This window comes from Pseudomonas sp. No.21, from assembly GCF_054558415.1.
This window is the reverse complement of sequence record NZ_BAAJNO010000020.1, coordinates 1-14,286: the sequence shown is the minus strand read 5'-3', so window position 1 is coordinate 14,286 and position 14,286 is coordinate 1. Positions and strand designations below refer to the sequence as shown.

The 14,286-nt window shown below is 69.2% G+C and carries 12 protein-coding genes; 6 read left to right on the top strand and 6 right to left on the bottom strand.

Annotated features, from left to right (window positions below; translation table 11 throughout):
- Window positions 1-81 precede the first annotated feature (81 nt).
- The 3 genes from ACYJSS_RS28420 to ACYJSS_RS28410 all read left to right on the top strand — a co-directional run bounded on the left by ACYJSS_RS28420 (window position 82) and on the right by ACYJSS_RS28410 (window position 5,117).
- Complete coding sequence (locus ACYJSS_RS28420) at window positions 82-1,545, top strand: sigma-54 interaction domain-containing protein (protein WP_236206269.1); 1,464 nt, start codon at window positions 82-84, stop codon at window positions 1,543-1,545.
- A gap of 484 nt (window positions 1,546-2,029) precedes the next feature.
- The gene (locus tag ACYJSS_RS28415; RefSeq protein WP_236206270.1) at window positions 2,030-3,415 is read left to right on the top strand and encodes a GntP family permease; all 1,386 of its coding nucleotides are present in this window, start codon (window positions 2,030-2,032) and stop codon (window positions 3,413-3,415) included.
- Between the two features lie 136 nt (window positions 3,416-3,551).
- Window positions 3,552-5,117 carry an acyl CoA:acetate/3-ketoacid CoA transferase gene (locus tag ACYJSS_RS28410; RefSeq protein WP_236206271.1) on the top strand — a complete coding sequence of 522 codons (1,566 nt, stop codon included), beginning with the start codon at window positions 3,552-3,554 and terminating at the stop codon, window positions 5,115-5,117.
- A 246-nt stretch (window positions 5,118-5,363) separates the two neighbouring features.
- Here the strand turns inward: ACYJSS_RS28410 and speB are convergent, their stop codons facing one another.
- Both speB and ACYJSS_RS28400 read right to left on the bottom strand, forming a co-directional pair.
- A complete protein-coding gene (gene speB, locus ACYJSS_RS28405; protein WP_236206272.1) occupies window positions 5,364-6,326 on the bottom strand; it encodes an agmatinase in 963 nt (320 codons plus the stop codon).
- 43 nt (window positions 6,327-6,369) lie between these two features.
- A complete protein-coding gene (locus tag ACYJSS_RS28400; RefSeq protein WP_236206273.1) occupies window positions 6,370-7,452 on the bottom strand; it encodes a polyamine ABC transporter substrate-binding protein in 1,083 nt (360 codons plus the stop codon).
- Window positions 7,453-7,562: 110 nt separating this feature from the next.
- Here ACYJSS_RS28400 and ACYJSS_RS28395 point away from each other — a divergent pair, with 110 nt between their 5' ends.
- On the top strand, window positions 7,563-8,462 hold the full coding sequence (locus ACYJSS_RS28395; protein WP_236206274.1) for a LysR family transcriptional regulator: 900 nt from the start codon (window positions 7,563-7,565) through the stop codon (window positions 8,460-8,462).
- A gap of 288 nt (window positions 8,463-8,750) precedes the next feature.
- On the opposite strand, the gene ACYJSS_RS28390 is transcribed toward ACYJSS_RS28395, so the two are convergent.
- The 3 genes from ACYJSS_RS28390 to ACYJSS_RS28380 form a co-directional block, all read right to left on the bottom strand.
- Window positions 8,751-10,103, bottom strand: coding sequence for a glutamine synthetase family protein (locus ACYJSS_RS28390; RefSeq protein WP_213628166.1), 1,353 nt, complete (start codon window positions 10,101-10,103; stop codon window positions 8,751-8,753).
- 165 nt (window positions 10,104-10,268) lie between these two features.
- Complete coding sequence (locus ACYJSS_RS28385) at window positions 10,269-10,826, bottom strand: helix-turn-helix domain-containing protein (RefSeq protein ID WP_213628165.1); 558 nt, start codon at window positions 10,824-10,826, stop codon at window positions 10,269-10,271.
- Window positions 10,827-10,850: 24 nt separating this feature from the next.
- The gene (locus tag ACYJSS_RS28380) at window positions 10,851-12,140 is read right to left on the bottom strand and encodes an NAD(P)/FAD-dependent oxidoreductase (protein ID WP_236206275.1); all 1,290 of its coding nucleotides are present in this window, start codon (window positions 12,138-12,140) and stop codon (window positions 10,851-10,853) included.
- 191 nt (window positions 12,141-12,331) lie between these two features.
- On the opposite strand from ACYJSS_RS28380, the gene ACYJSS_RS28375 reads away from it, so the two are divergent.
- Together ACYJSS_RS28375 and ACYJSS_RS28370 are read left to right on the top strand one after the other, a co-directional pair.
- On the top strand, window positions 12,332-12,853 hold the full coding sequence (locus ACYJSS_RS28375) for a tetratricopeptide repeat protein (RefSeq protein WP_236206276.1): 522 nt from the start codon (window positions 12,332-12,334) through the stop codon (window positions 12,851-12,853).
- Between the two features lie 22 nt (window positions 12,854-12,875).
- Complete coding sequence (locus tag ACYJSS_RS28370; RefSeq protein ID WP_236206277.1) at window positions 12,876-13,196, top strand: DUF2388 domain-containing protein; 321 nt, start codon at window positions 12,876-12,878, stop codon at window positions 13,194-13,196.
- On the opposite strand, the gene ACYJSS_RS28365 is transcribed toward ACYJSS_RS28370, so the two are convergent.
- Entirely contained in the window at window positions 13,187-13,957 is a 771-nt protein-coding gene (locus tag ACYJSS_RS28365; RefSeq protein WP_236206278.1) for a COG4705 family protein, read from the bottom strand. The two genes, ACYJSS_RS28370 and ACYJSS_RS28365, sit on opposite strands and share 10 nt — an antisense overlap.
- Window positions 13,958-14,286 lie beyond the last annotated feature (329 nt).

Sequence of the window (14,286 nt, the reverse complement as noted above, 5' to 3'; positions counted from 1 at the left end):
GCGAGCGCAAAGGGTTCCTTGCCGATGTTTCGGCGCCCCGCCCATAATCCGTCGCTCCCGCCCCTCCGGACCCGACCGCCCATGGCCATCTCCCGCGACGACCTCGACGAACACGGCCTGATCATCGGCGTCTCGCCCGAGCGTTTCCGCGCCGTGGCGATGCCCCTGCTGTTCGATCACCTCAACGCCCAGTGCGAGGGCACCATCGCGGTGAACCGCCAGGCGCGGATCGTCTGGATCAACGACAAGTACGCGCAGAAGATCGGCATCGCCGACCCGCGCAGCGTGCTCGGCAAGGAGGTGGAGGAAGTGCTGCCGGCCAGCCGCCTGCGCGAGGTGGTGGGTAACGGGCTGCCGAGCATGCTCGACCTGATGGCCTTCGGCGACGAGCACTTCGTGGTCACCCGCATTCCCCTGCGCGACGAGGACGGCACCCTGGTCGGCGCCCTCGGCTTCGTGCTGTTCGACCGCGCCCGCCACCTGCAGCCGGTCATGGCCAAGTACAACCAGTTGCAGACCCAGCTGGCCGCCGCCCAGCACGAGCTGGCCCGCGCCCGCCGTGCGCGCTACACCATCGCCGGCTTCATCGGCACCAGCGCCGCCGCCAGCGAGGTGAAGCGCCAGGCCCGCCGCGCCGCCCAGCTGGACGCCACCGTGCTGCTGCGCGGCGAGACCGGCACCGGCAAGGAGCTGCTCGCCCAGGGCATCCACAACCTGTCGCTGCGCTCCAGCGGGCCCTTCGTGGCGGTGAACGTGGCGGCCATCCCGGAATCCCTGGTGGAAGCGGAGCTGTTCGGCACCGCGCCGGGCGCCTTCACCGGCGCCGACCGCCGCGCGCGGGCCGGCAAGTTCGAGCTGGCCGACGGCGGCACGCTGTTCCTCGACGAGATCGGTGATTTGCCCCTGCCGCTGCAGGCCAAGCTGCTCCGTGTGCTGCAGGAGCAGGAGGTGGAGCCGCTGGGCTCCAACCAGGTGAAGACCCTGAACGTGCGGGTGATCGCCGCCACCCATGTGGACCTGGAGGCCAAGGTGGCCGCCGGCGAATTCCGCGAGGACCTCTACTACCGCCTCAACGTCCTCGCCCTGCGCGTGCCGCCCCTGCGCGAGCGCCGGGAAGACCTGCCGGCGCTGGTGGACTACCTGCTCGACGACATCGCCACCCGCTCCGGCCAGCCGCCGCTGGAACTGCAGCAGGGCGCCCTCGACCTGCTTTGCGCCCAGCCCTGGCCGGGCAACGTGCGCGAGCTGCGCAACCTGCTGGAACGGGCGCAGCTGCTGGGCGATGGCAACCGCCCGCTGGAGGCGCACGACCTGCGCACCCTGTTGGTGGACCCGCAACCGGCCGCACCCGCCCCGGCGCCCGCAGCGGCTGCCGAGCCCGCCCCGCCCGCCGTGCGCCCCCTGGCGGACAGCCTCGCCGAGGCGGAACGCGCGGCCATCCTCACCGCCCTCGCCGCCTGCGACGGCAACCGCACCCAGGCCGCCGAACGCCTCGGCATCGCCCGCGCCAGCCTCTACAACAAGCTCCAGGCGCACGGGTTGTAGCCGGGCCTGCGGGCGCGTTTCCCCGGGCTACGGACCGGAACGCCGGTGGATGGAGAAGTGGCATCCACCCCACGGAACGCCCAGGCCGGCGTAGGGTGGATCGCGCTTCATCGATCCACGCGGTGTGGGGTTTAGCGCCGGGCAGGGGGTGCATTTACCTGCGGCCACGGTGTTGGGGGTGGGCGCGTTGGTGGATGGAAAGAGCGCCATCCACCCTACAGCCTGGGGGCCTCGCGCTTGGGTTATCGGGCGTCCATATTTTTGGACATCTCGCACAATAGGCGTCCAAAAAACAGGACACCGTCCATTTTTATGGACACTTGAATCGCTCCGCTTGCCTTCCCGGCAATGGCTCAAAACCACGACCAGCGCCTTCCCCGGGGCTTTTCAGCCCACTTGGCACAGCTTTCGCTCTATACCGGCAAAGGGCCGACCCAGGCCCGGCCGCTGCGGCGGTTCAAAACAACAACAAGAAGGAAATCCCATGGGTACCCTCGGAATCCTGCTGTCCCTCGCACTGCTGATGTTCCTGGCCTACCGCGGCTACAACGTGTTGATCCTGGCGCCGCTGATGGCGCTGCTGGCGGTGCTGTTCGCCGGTGATGCGGCGTTGATGCTGCCCACCTACACCCAGGTGTTCATGAAGTCCCTGGGCGGCTACCTGATCCAGTTCTTCCCGCTGTTTTTGCTCGGCGCCATCTTCGGCAAGTTGATGGACGACTCCGGCTCGGCCCGCGCCATCGCCCAGGGCATCGTCACCCGGCTGGGGCGCGAGCGGGCCATCCTCGCCATCGTGCTGGCCTGCGGGCTGCTGACCTACGGCGGCGTGTCGCTGTTCGTGGTGGCCTTCGCCGTGTACCCCATCGGCACCGCGCTGTTCCGCGAGGCAGGCATTCCCAAGCGGCTGCTGCCCGGCGCCATCGCCCTGGGCGCCTTCACCTTCACCATGACCGCCCTGCCCGGCACCCCGGCGATCCAGAACGCCATCCCCAGCCCCTTCTTCGGCACCGACGCCTTCGCTGCGCCCATCCTCGGGCTGATCGGCGGGCTGATCATGCTCGGCCTCGGCAGCTGGTGGCTCGCCGCCCAGGCCCGCACGCTGATGGCCGCCGGCGAAGGCTACGGCAGCCACAAGGACGACCCGACCGAGCAGAGCGGCCTGCCGGTGACCGGCTTCTGGCTGGCGCTGCTGCCGATCCTGCTGGTGATCGTGCTGAACTTCCTGATGGCCAAGCTGGTGCTGCCCAACCTCGACACCAGCTACCTGGCCAAGCCCGAATTCGGCGGCCTGCAGGACGCCAAGTCGGTGATCGGCATCTGGTCGATCATCGTCGCCCTCGGCGCGGCGGTCCTGCTGCTCATCGGTCTGCACTGGCGGCGCTGGGTGGACCTGAAGCAGAGCCTCAACGACGGCACCTTCGGCTCCATGCTGCCGATCCTCAACACCGCCTCCGAGGTGGGCTACGGCACGGTGATCGCCTCCCTCGCCGGCTTCGTGGTGATCCGCGACCTGGTGCTGAGCGTGCCGGGCAACCCGCTGGTGTCCGAGGCGGTGGCGGTGAACATCCTCGCCGGCATCACCGGCTCCGCCTCCGGCGGCATGTCCATCGCCCTCAAGACCCTCGGCGCGCAGTACCTGGAGATGGCCAACGCCGCCGGCATCAGCCCCGAGCTGCTGCACCGGGTCGCCGCCATGGCCTCCGGCTGCATGGACACCCTGCCCCACAACGGCGCGGTGATCTCGCTGCTGGCCATCTGCAAGCTGACCCACCGCGATTCCTACAGATTCATCTTCATGAACACGGTGATCTTCCCCCTCGCCGCCCTGGTGGTGGTGATCACCCTCGGCAGCCTGTTCGGCAGCTTCTGATGAGTAGCCCGTGGCAGCGAATTCATTCGCGATGCGGCCCGCAGGGGCGCCCCGGGTCCGCTGCGCGGCCCTTCGCGGCTGAAGCCGCTCCCACGGGTGAACCCGGCAGCACCCAATTCCACGCTCGAGGTACGACATGAGCAAAGTGATGAGCGCCGCCGAGGCGGTGGCGCGTATCCCCGACAACGCCCATCTGGCCACCGGCGGCTTCGTCGGCATCGGTTTCGCCGAGGCCATCGCCATCGCCCTGGAGCAACGCTTCCAGGCCGAGCAGGCGCCGCGCGACCTGACGCTGGTCTACGCCGCCGGCCAGGGCGACGGCAAGGGCCGGGGCCTCAACCACCTGGCCCACGAAGGGCTGGTGCGCCGCGTCATCGGCGGCCACTGGGGCCTGGTGCCCGGGTTGCAGAAGCTGGCGGTGGAGAACCGCATCGAGGCCTACAACCTGCCCCAGGGGGTGATCTCCCAGCTGTTCCGCGACATCGCCGCCGGCAAGCCGGGGCAGCTGTCGCGGGTGGGCCTCGGCACCTTCGTCGACCCCGAGCACGGCGGCGGCAAGCTCAATGCCCGCACCACCGAGGAGCTGGTGCGGCGCATGCCCCTCGACGGCGAGGACTACCTCTTCTACAAGACCTTCCCCATCCACGTCGGGGTGGTGCGCGCAACCAGCGCCGACGAGGACGGCAACCTGACCATGGAGCGCGAGGCGCTGACCATCGAGAGCCTGGCCATCGCCATGGCCGCACGCAATTCCGGCGGCCTGGTGATCGCCCAGGTGGAACGGGTGGTCGCCCGTGGCTCGCTCAACCCGCGCCAGGTGAAGATCCCCGGCATCCTCGTCGACTGCGTGGTGGTGGCCGCGCCGGAGCACCACCAGCAGACCTTCGCCACTGCCTACAACCCGGCCTTCGCCGCCGAGGTGCGGGTGCCCGAGGGCAGCCTGCCGCCGATGCCGCTGGACCTGCGCAAGCTCATCGCCCGCCGCGCGGCACTGGAACTCAAGCCCGGCGCGGTGGTGAACCTGGGCATCGGCATGCCCGAAGGCGTGGCGGCGGTAGCGGCGGAAGAAGGCGTGATCGACCTACTGACCCTCACCGCCGAGCCCGGGGTGATCGGCGGCGTGCCGGCCTCGGGCCTGGACTTCGGCGCGGCCTGCAACCACAGCGCGCTGATCGACCAGCCCTACCAGTTCGACTTCTACGACGGCGGCGGCCTGGACCTCGCCTTCCTCGGCCTGGCCCAGGCGGATGCGGCGGGCAACCTCAACGTGTCGAAGTTCGGCACTCGCCTGGCCGGCGCCGGGGGCTTCATCAACATCAGCCAGAACGCCAAGGCGGTGGTCTTCGTCGGCACCTTCAGCGCCGGCCCGCAGGACATCCGTATCGAGAACGGCGCCCTGCGCATCGTGCAGGACGGCGAGCTGCGCAAGTTCGTCCGCGAGGTGGAGCACCGCACCTTCGCCGGCCGCCTCGCCGCCGAAGCCGGCAAGCCGGTGCTCTACGTGACCGAGCGCTGCGTGTTCCGCCTCACCACCGAGGGCCTGGAGCTGATCGAGGTCGCGCCGGGCGTGGACATCGAGCGCGACATCATCGAACGCATGGACTTCCGCCCCATCGTCCGCGCGCCGAAGCTGATGGACGTGCGCCTGTTCGGCGAGGCGCGCCTGGGCCTGCGCGGGATGATCGGCGCCACCGAAGGTTGAGCGTGAAACGCGGGCCCACGCTTGGGCCCGCGTATTTTTTCCGTACTAGCGCAAAGGTGCCTCGGGAAGCCGTAGGAGCGAGCTCTGCTCGCGAAGCCCTTCCTCCATGCATAACCGCTCCCGGGCTGAAGCCCGGGCTACGTATTGATCCCCGTACCTGCGACACCCATCGAATTCCGGGCACACCAGCATGGGTTTCGCTTCGCTCTACCCATCCTACGGGCGACGCAATCGGCGTGCAGGGCTCTACCGCTCCCCCAACTTATGCCGCGCGGCATACAGGCAGATCATCTCCATCGCCAGGGTGGCGCCGGCCAGGGCGGTGACTTCGGCGTTGTCGTAGGGCGGTGCCACTTCCACCACGTCCATGCCCACCAGGTTGATGCCGCGCAGGCCGCGGAGGATTTCCAGCGCCTGGTGGCTGGAGAGCCCGCCGCACACGGGGGTGCCGGTGCCGGGGGCGAAGGCCGGGTCGAGGCAGTCGATGTCGAAGGTCAGGTACACCGGGTTGTCCCCCACCCGCGCGCGGATGCGCTCGGCGATCTGCTCCGGGGTGTGGCGGTGCACCTCGCGGGCGTCCAGCACCTGGAAGCCCATCACGTCGTCGTTGGTGGTGCGCAGGCCGATCTGCACCGAGCGCGCCGGGTCCACCAGGCCCTCGCGGGCGGCGTGGAAGAACATCGTCCCGTGATCGATGCGCTGGCCCTCCTCGTCCGGCCAGGTGTCGCTGTGGGCGTCGAAGTGGATCAGCGACAGCGGCCCGTGCTTGGCCGCGTGGGCCTTGAGCAGCGGGTAGCTGATGAAGTGGTCGCCGCCCAGGGTGAGCATCGCCGCGCCGGCCTCGAGGATGTGCGCGGCGTGGGCCTGGATCGCCTCCGGCGTGTGCTGCGGCCTGCCGTGGTCGAATGCGCAGTCGCCGAAGTCGATCACCGCCAGGTGGTCGAAGGGGTCGAACTCCCAGGGAAAATGCCGCGCCCAGGCCATCTGCACCGAGGCGGCGCGGATGGCGCGCGGCCCGAAGCGGCTGCCGGGGCGGTTGGTGGTGGCGGTGTCGAAGGGCACCCCGCTCACCACCAGGTCGACGCCGGTGAGGTCGCGGCTGTAGCGCCGGCGCATGAAGCTGGTGATGCCGGCGTAGGTGGCTTCGGCGGCCGTGCCCAGCAGGCTCGGCCGGGTGATGGCCTGGTCGTTGTCGAAGGCGTGTTCCATGTCATCGGGCTCCGTCGGGGGTGGGGTGTGCGTCTGCGCGGGGTCAGTACTGGGTGCGGAAGCGCGTCCAGATGCGGGTACGCTCGCGCTGCTCCTTGAGGGTCAGCGCCTGCTCGCCGAACAGGCGGTCACGCACGGCCTGGTCCGGGTAGATGTCCGGGTCGTTGGCCACCGCCGGGTCCAGCAAGGGCGTGGCGGCCTGGTTGGCGTTGGCGAAGAACTGGCTGTTGGTCAGCTCGGCGATGGCCTCGGGGCGCAGCATCCAGTCGATGAAGGCGTGGGCCGCCTGGGGGTGCGGCGCGTCGGCGGGGATGGCCAGGGTGTCGAACCAGATCAGCGTGCCCTCGCGGGGGATGCGGTAGATCACCTCGAAGGGCATCTTCGCTTCGCGGGCCTGCTCGGCGGCGATGGCGGCGTCGCCGTTGTAGGTCAGCGCCAGGCAGATCTCGCCCTTGGCCAGGTCGTTGATGTGCTTGCCGGCGCCGACGTAGCGCAGGTTCGGCTGCAACGCGCTGAGCAGCTCATGGACCGCCGCGAGGTCGGCCTTGGCGGTGCTGTACGGGTCCTTGCCGAGGTAGTGCAGGGCCACGCTGATGACCTCCTGGGGCGAATCGATCACGGCGATGCCGCAGTCCTTCAGGCGGCTGGCGTATTCGGGCTTGAACAGCAGGTCGAGGCTGTTCAGCGGCGCGTCGGGGATGCGTTTCTGCACCGCGTCGCGGTTCAGCCCCAGGCCGATGGTGCCCCAGGTGTAGGGCACGCCGAAGCGGTTGCCGGGGTCGACGCTGGCGAGCTTGGCCAGCAGCTGCGGGTCGAGGTTGGCGTAGTGGTGCAACTGCTCGCGCTGCACCGGCTGCACCGCATTGGCCTTGATCGCCCGCGCCAGGCCGCTGCTGGCGGGGAACACCACGTCATAGCCGCTGCCGCCGGTCATCAGCTTGGCGTCGAGGGCCTCGGCGCTGTCGAAGATGTCGTACTTCACCCGGATGCCGGTCTCGGCCTTGAAGCGCTCCAGCGCCTGGGGCGGGATGTAGGCGGACCAGCTGTAGAGGTTCAACTCCCGGTCCTGCCCATGGGCGGGCAGGACACAGGCGGCGAGCAGGGCGAACAACAGGGAAAGGCGCATGGCGAAAGCTCCCGGAGCGGTGATGGGGCGATCCTGCGCCGGGCTTTGCTTCGGATAAATATGAAGTGTTCTACTTTGGCATCGCTCGCCATCGATGTTTGGAGATTCCCATGCTCGCCCAACTCCAGGACCTGGACCTGCAACTGCTCAGGCTGTTCGTCACCGTGGTCGAAAGCGGCGGCTTCAGCGCCGCCCAGGGCGCGCTGGGGGTGGGCCAGTCCACCATCAGCACGCAGATGGCCAAGCTGGAGACGCGCCTGGGCTTCCGACTGTGCGAGCGCGGCAAGGCCGGCTTCCGCCTGACCCCCAAGGGCGAGCAGGTGCTGGCGGCCACGCGGCGGCTGTTCGGCGCCATCGAGACCTTCAAGGGCGAGGCGCGGGGCATGGCCGACATGCTCCTGGGCGAGCTGCGCATCGGCCTCTCCGAGTCCCTCGACGATGCCGTGATGCAGCGCCTGGCCGATGCCATCCGGCGCTTCCGCTCGCGCCGCCAGGCGGTGCGCATCGAGCTGCTCAGCGCCATGCCCGCCGAACTGGAGCGGCGCCTGCTGCAGGACCAGCTGCACCTGGCCATCGGCTACTTCTCCGGCAACCAGCAGGCGCTGGCGCACCGGCCGTTGTTCGTCGAGGAGCAGCTGCTGTTCTGCGGCGCCGGGCACCCGCTGTTCGACCGCACGCGCGTGACCGAGAGCGACCTGCGCCAATGCGACCGGGTGCTGCACCCCTACCGCTTCATCGGCGAGGCGGAGCCCTTCCAGTCCGCCGCCAGCAGCGCGGTGACCGAGCAGGTGGAAGGCACCCTGGCGCTGATCCTCTCCGGCGCCCACATCGGCTACCTCCCCCGCCACATCGCCGCGCCCTGGGAGGCCCGCGGGCTACTCCGCGCCCTGCTCCCCGATCGCCTGGGCTTCGACGTGGAATTCCGCCTCACCCACCACCGCGGCCGCGAACCCAGCGAAGCGCAGCAGGCGTTCGTCGAAGATCTGGTGGCCGCCTTCGGCGCCTTGTAGGGGCGAATTCATTCGCCAAGCAGTGCGCAGCGCTGCCCGACTCGGTGCCCCCGGGAGCACCGCTGGTGGATGGAAAAAGCGCCATCCACCCTACGCCCCGGTCAGCTCACTGGCGGGGTGGCGTAGGGTGGACCACGCTTCACCGGTCCACCGTTTCGGAGTCATGCCGAACCACCGTCCGCATGGGTTTCGCTCCGCTCTACACCATCCTACGGGCCTCGTTCATCCCGGGCATCGATGCGCTGGCTTGCAGCTTGAAGCTTGCAACTTGCCGCTGCGGCCCCGCCGCTACATGTACCACCGATATTCCCGCGCACTGACCTCGTTGATGAAGTCGAGGTATTCCTGGCGCTTGTTCTCGCAATAGACCATCACGAATTCGCTGCCCAGGCCTTCGTTCACCGGGGCGCTCTGGCGCATGGCGGCGACGGCGGCGGGCATGTCGGTGGGGAAGTCGATGCCGCTGGAGCGGTCTTCGTTGAGCGGGGGGATGGGCTCTTTCGCGGCGTCGAGGCCGTGTTCCATGCCGGTGAGGATGGCGGCCAGCACCAGGTAGGGATTGGCGTCGGCACCGGCCAGGCGGTGTTCGATGCGCAGGTTGCGGCCGTCGGACTCGGGGATGCGGATGCACGCATCGCGGTCTTCGAAGCCCCAGCTGGCGCGGCTGGCGGCGTTGACCATGGCGCCGTAGCGGCGGAAGGCGTTGTGGTTGGCGGCGAAGATCGGCATGCAGTGCGGCAGCAGCTCCAGGCAGCCGGCCACGGCGTGGCGCAGGGGGCGCTGGCCGTCGGCGTCGAGCAGGTTGTTGCCCGCATCGTCGTAGAGGCTGACGTGCACGTGCATGCCGCTGCCCGGCGCGTCCAGGTAGGGCTTGCTCATGAAGCTGGCGCGGTGGCCGTGCTTCAGCGCCACGCCCCGGGTGCTGCGGCAGAACAGGGCGGCCCAGTCGGCGGCCTTGAGGCCGTCGTCACAGTGGCCGAAGTTGATCTCGAACTGCCCCGGGCCCAGCTCGGCGGTGATGACGTTGGCCGCCACGCCCTGCTGGTTGGCGGCCTCGACCATCTCGTGGAGCACGGTGGAGAAGCGCGACAGGCGCTCGATGTGCATGTTCGGCTGGTCGTCCTCGTCGTCGCACAGGGCATCGCGAGGGTATTGCGGCAGGCCGTTCTTGAGCGTGCGGTCGAACAGGTAGAACTCCAGTTCGAAGGCCACCACCGGGCGGATGCCGCGACGGGCCAGGCGTTGCAGCACGCGCGCCAGCACCTCGCGCGGTTCGAACTCGATGGGCGCCTCGGTGCCGTCGGAGGTGATCAGCATCTGCCCCAGCGGCTGGCGCTCCCAGCACACCGGCTTGAGGGTGCCCGGCACCAGGCGCCGTGGCGCGTCCGGGTCGCCGTCGGCGAAGCAGTAGTCACCGATGGGGTACAGCCCGCCCTGGGTGCCCAGCAGCACGCAGTTCTGCGGCAGCTTCAGCGGGCCGCCGGCGGCGACCTTCTCCAGCATCTCCACCGGGTAGCGCTTGCCGTAGAAGTGCCCGGGGATGTCCAGGCAGATCAGGTCCACGTAGCGGACCTCCGGGTACCGGGCACGGAAGGCACGCACTTCGGCGAGCAGGTCGGGATGCGGGTTTGTTGTTGTCATCGCTGTGGTCCTGCAAGAAAAGATAAGAGTCGGTTTAGGGCTGAGCGAGCTAGAGCGAGGCAAGGCGAAAGCGATCGAGGAAGCGGAGTCTACGAGCGGTAAATGAGCATTCTGAGATCGCTTTCAACGCCGCATCGCCGACGCGCAGCCGGCCATAAGCCGGCTCTAGGTGAATACCCATAGGACTCGCGTCGGCTTATCGGAAAGGTTGGCGTAGCGGAACTGCGCATGGGCCGGCAGCTGGAAGCTGTCGTTGGGGTGCAGCACCACCGGTTCCTCGGCGTCGTCGAGCCAGATGCAGAGCTCGCCTTCGAGCACGAAGCCGCCCTGCTCGGAGCTGTCGTCCAGGTGCCCCTCGCCGCTGGTGGCACCGGGTTCGAGGTGGCTTTCGAGCATGGAGAAGCCGGCCGACATGTTCGGCGAGGCGAGCACGTCGGTGATGCCCCCGGCGTAGTAGAGCGTGCGGCGCTCGCCGGGGCGGGTCACCCAGCGCACCTCGCGGGGCTTGCTCAGGCTGTAGAAATAGGTGGTGGGCACGCCCAGGGCTTCGCTGATGGCGGTGAGGTCGGCCACGGTCGGGCGCGACAGGCCGCGCTCCACCTGGGAGAGGAAGCCCACCGAGCGGTCGATGCGCGCGGCCAGCTCGCCCAGGGTCAGGTTCTTGTGCTTGCGCAGGTCGCGGATGAGGATCGCGAGGCCTTCGATCTCGTCTTGCATGTCCATGTCGGATCTCCTTCGGTGCCGGCGTCAGGCCAGGTCGCGCAAGCGATACCAGGCTTTGCCGGCGGCTTCCAGCGGTGCGGCCAGCAGCGAGCCGCCGGGGAAGCGCGGGTTGTCCAGGCCCTGGTAGAGCGCGAGAAGCTGCTCGTCGCCGAGGATGGCGTCGGCCACCGCGCGGGCGCCGGCCAGGGTCGGCAGGATGCCGTGGCCGGAGAAGCCCTGCAGCCAGTAGCGCTGGCCCTGGCGGCCGATGTCGGGGGTGCGCTTCATGGTGACGTCGATGTGCCCGCCCCAGCCGTAGTCGATCTGTACGCCCTTGAGCTGCGGGAACACCCGCTCCAGGTAGGGCCGGGTGGCGGCAGGCACATCCTTGGGCAGGCCGCCCAGGTAGGTACAGCCGCCGCCGAACAGCAGGCGGTGGTCGGGGGTGAGGCGGAAGTAGTCGGGGACGAACTGGTTGTCGATCACGCAGCTGTTTCTCGGCAGCAGCGAGCGTGCCAGGTCGGGGTCCAGCGGCGCGGTGGCCACCTGGTAGGAGCCCACCGGCAGCAGGCGCGAGGACAGCTGGCGGTCGAGGCCGTCGACATAGGCGTTGCAGGCCAGCACCAGCACGTCGCCGCGCACTTCGCCCTCGGGCGTGCGCGCCACGTAGCCGGCCGGCGTCTCGCGGTATTCAAGCACCTGGCTCTGCTCGAAGATGCGCCCGCCGGCCGCCTCGATGGCGGCGGCCAGGCCCTGGGCCAGCTTCAGCGGGTTGAGGTGGGCGGCTTCCGGGTCATAGAGCGCGGCCTTGTAGCGCGGGCTGTCGATCCACTCCGGCAGCTCGTCGCGCTCGATCAGGCGCATGGCGTCGTAGCCCCACTTCTGCTCGGCATCGCGCTGGGCCTCGCGCAGCAGTTCGACGCGACGCTCCAGCACCGCCGTCCACAGGCTGCCGACACGGTAGTCGACATCGAAGCCGTGGCGCTGCGGCAGCTCGCGCATCTCGCCGGCGGCCCAGCGCATGCTGTCCCACAGGCGGCGGGTGCGCTCCTGCCCCAGGGCCTTTTCCAGCGGCGGCATGTCGCAGGACCAGCCCAGCAGCGCCTGCCCCCCATTGCGCCCGGACGCCGCCCAGGCCACGCGGCTGGCCTCCAGCAGCACCACGCGCTTGCCGGCCAGGGCCAGGCGCAGCGCGGTGTGCAGGCCGCTGAAGCCGGCGCCGATGATCAGCACCTCGCACTCCAGGCTGCCCTGCAGGCGCGGGCGCAGGGGGATGGAGCCGGGGTAGCTGGCGGCGTACCAGGTGCCGACATGCTGGGCGGATTGCTTGAACATGCGAGGCCTCATGAAATTTGAATTGATAAATTTCATGAAAATCTAGCATCTGATTTTCACAAAGCCAAGCGGCGAGATGCCGACGACCTCGACCGGCTCACAGCATGGCGTTGCACCCGAGGCGAAAGCTGTTGTCCGATAAGCCGCCAAGAACCATCGAGCCGCGAGTCCTCGCGGCGGCAGGAGTGAAGATGAAAGCACGATACCTGGCGGCGCTCTGCGCCCTGGCGCTGCTGGCCGGTTGCAGCCATGACCAACCCAGGCCCGAGGCGCCGCCGCAGCGCCTGCCCAACCAGGTGCAGGACCAGCCCACGCCCCTGGAGCTGCTGCGCAGCAACGCCGAGCGCGGCGACCTGGAAGCCCAGTTCCAGCTCGGCAGCCACTTCTTCGTGAGCAAGCCGGCGGACCTCAAGCAGGCCGAGTTCTGGTGGAAGCGCGCCGCCGACCAGGGCCACGCCATGGCAGCGGTGAGCCTCGCCTACCTCTACACCGGGCGCAACGACCCGGCCTACGCCAACCAGCAGGCGATGCTGAAGTACCTCAACCAGTCCGCCGCCGCCGGCAACCCGATGGCCCAGCACGTGCTCGGCAGCCTCTACCTCAAGGGCGAACAGGGTGTGCCGCGCGACCCGGACCAGGCCCGGCGCCTCTACCAGGCCGCCTGCGGCCAGCGCTACGAGGCCAGCTGCGCGGCCCTCAAGAGCCTGCCCTGAACCCAGCGATCAAGGACGAACCATGCGCATCCCGTTCTGCCTGATGCTGCTGGCCCTGCCCGCAGCCGCCATGGCCGACGAAGGCACCGGCTCCTGGCTGCTCAGCAGCAGCGCGGCCACCACCTTCGCCCCCGCCACCACCAGCAACCTCAGCCGTGATCGGCGCGAACCGGGCGTCTACGCGCTGGCCCGCGACGACGCGGCGGCCTTCGTCGCCAGTGACGGGCACATCCGCGGCGCGCAGCTGGAACGGGCGCTGCAGGCCCTGCACCAGCAACCCGCGACGGCGCGCGCCGACGACATGAGCCTCGCCCGCGCCCTCGCCGCCTCGGCCTACCGCTGAGGCGAACGCGCCAGCGGCAGCTCCGCGTAGGCGGCGCGCTGGCGCTGCACCCAGGTCGCGTACACCACCAGCATCAGCAGCACGCCGCCCAGCACCATGGACGAGCCGACGGTGCCGAAGTCCAGCCCGCCCTTCTCGTGGCTCTTGGTCAGCACGTCGCCCAGGGTCGCGCCGAAGGGCCGGGTGAGCACGAAGGCCAGCCAGAACAGCAGCACGGTGGAAAGGCGCGTCAGGTAGTGAGCGGCGACCACGATGGCCAGTGCACCGCCGATCAGCAGCGCGCCACCGGCGAAGCCGAGCCCGGAATCATCGGCGAGGTAGTCGCCCAGCGCCGTACCCAGGGTGTTGGAGAAGAGGATCGCGCCCCAGTAGAACAACTCGCCGCGCCGCGAACGGATGCGGTCCACCGACAGCGAACCCTCGGTGACCCGCCACAGCGCGAAGATGCACAGCAGGATGCCGATCAGGATCGCCGAGCCGGTGGCGTAGCCCAGGCCCAGGGTGCGGTCCATGAAGTCGGACATGGTGGTGCCGGCGGTGCTGGTGGAAAGGATCACCGCCCAGTACACCAGCGGGTTGTAGCGCTTGCTCGCCAGCTGCGTCAGCAGGGTGGCGAAGAACGCGCTGATGAGGATCAGCGAGCTGATCGCATAGCCGACGTCCAGCGTCATCGACAGCAGGTCCCCGGCCGTCTCGCCGAGCGTGGTGGCGCAGATCTTCATGATCCAGAAGGCCAGGGTGATCTGGGGCAACTTGTTCATCGCGACTCCCGGGGTCCGCCCGAAGAGAAGGCGCGCCACAAGTGGCCGCCGACGCGAGGCACGGACCCGGTCTGCCCCAGCGCGAGGCAAGGGTGCGGGCCCGGGGGTGAAAATGCGGTGAAGGAAGCATGAAAGGAATGTCGGGGGTGTCCTTTCCAGTGGTTCCCCGCGTTCGCGGGGATGACGGTGTGCGCACGACCTCCCCACCCCCTCGTCACCCTCGCGAACGCGGGGGCCCACTAGACGGGGCCCACAGAAACTAACTCGATGCTTTCGAGTGGTTCCCCGCGTTCGCGGGGATGACGGTATGCGCACGACCTCCCCGCCCC

Bases quoted from the DNA above. Each gene is read 5' to 3' on its own strand.
- ACYJSS_RS28390 (WP_213628166.1), bottom strand. From the start codon at position 10,103: ATGACAACAACAAACCCGCATCCCGACCTGCTCGCCGAAGTGCGTGCC.
- ACYJSS_RS28370 (WP_236206277.1), top strand. From the start codon at position 12,876: ATGCGCATCCCGTTCTGCCTGATGCTGCTGGCCCTGCCCGCAGCCGCC.
- ACYJSS_RS28380 (WP_236206275.1), bottom strand. From the start codon at position 12,140: ATGTTCAAGCAATCCGCCCAGCATGTCGGCACCTGGTACGCCGCCAGC.
- ACYJSS_RS28415 (WP_236206270.1), top strand. From the start codon at position 2,030: ATGGGTACCCTCGGAATCCTGCTGTCCCTCGCACTGCTGATGTTCCTG.
- ACYJSS_RS28375 (WP_236206276.1), top strand. From the start codon at position 12,332: ATGAAAGCACGATACCTGGCGGCGCTCTGCGCCCTGGCGCTGCTGGCC.
- speB (WP_236206272.1), bottom strand. From the start codon at position 6,326: ATGGAACACGCCTTCGACAACGACCAGGCCATCACCCGGCCGAGCCTG.
- ACYJSS_RS28365 (WP_236206278.1), bottom strand. From the start codon at position 13,957: ATGAACAAGTTGCCCCAGATCACCCTGGCCTTCTGGATCATGAAGATC.
- ACYJSS_RS28400 (WP_236206273.1), bottom strand. From the start codon at position 7,452: ATGCGCCTTTCCCTGTTGTTCGCCCTGCTCGCCGCCTGTGTCCTGCCC.
- ACYJSS_RS28385 (WP_213628165.1), bottom strand. From the start codon at position 10,826: ATGGACATGCAAGACGAGATCGAAGGCCTCGCGATCCTCATCCGCGAC.
- ACYJSS_RS28395 (WP_236206274.1), top strand. From the start codon at position 7,563: ATGCTCGCCCAACTCCAGGACCTGGACCTGCAACTGCTCAGGCTGTTC.
- ACYJSS_RS28420 (WP_236206269.1), top strand. From the start codon at position 82: ATGGCCATCTCCCGCGACGACCTCGACGAACACGGCCTGATCATCGGC.
- ACYJSS_RS28410 (WP_236206271.1), top strand. From the start codon at position 3,552: ATGAGCAAAGTGATGAGCGCCGCCGAGGCGGTGGCGCGTATCCCCGAC.